This window comes from Pseudomonas sp. SIMBA_068, from assembly GCF_046534705.1.
In the GTDB taxonomy this organism is placed as follows: domain Bacteria; phylum Pseudomonadota; class Gammaproteobacteria; order Pseudomonadales; family Pseudomonadaceae; genus Aquipseudomonas; species Aquipseudomonas putida.
This window is the reverse complement of record NZ_JAWRYI010001548.1, coordinates 1-239: the sequence shown is the minus strand read 5'-3', so window position 1 is coordinate 239 and position 239 is coordinate 1. Positions and strand designations below refer to the sequence as shown.

1 protein-coding gene is annotated in these 239 nt (G+C 46.9%); it reads right to left on the bottom strand.

Features of this window, described 5'->3' with window-relative positions:
• Positions 1 to 180 (bottom strand): hypothetical protein (locus tag SB756_RS34875; protein ID WP_410913856.1); only part of this gene is annotated, 180 nt, incomplete at its 3' end.
• Between the last annotated feature and the right edge of the window lie 59 nt (positions 181 to 239).

The window sequence follows — 239 nt, the reverse complement described above, 5'->3', positions numbered from 1 at the left end:
CACCGAAGCGGCCGTCAGATCGCCCCGGTCATCAAATTCAAGATAGGGAATGAGCTGTACGGAGCGGATGCCCCGCTGTTTGAAATTGTGATAAAAATCGGCAGGTTGCAGAGCATCCTTGTACTCTACAACCAGTTTATGCCTGTCCTCTTCAGCATCAATGACCTGACTTCCTGTCATGCGACTCTCTCAATAAATACGATAAGTTGATGTATATGCGTTACAGCAAACAGTATTGC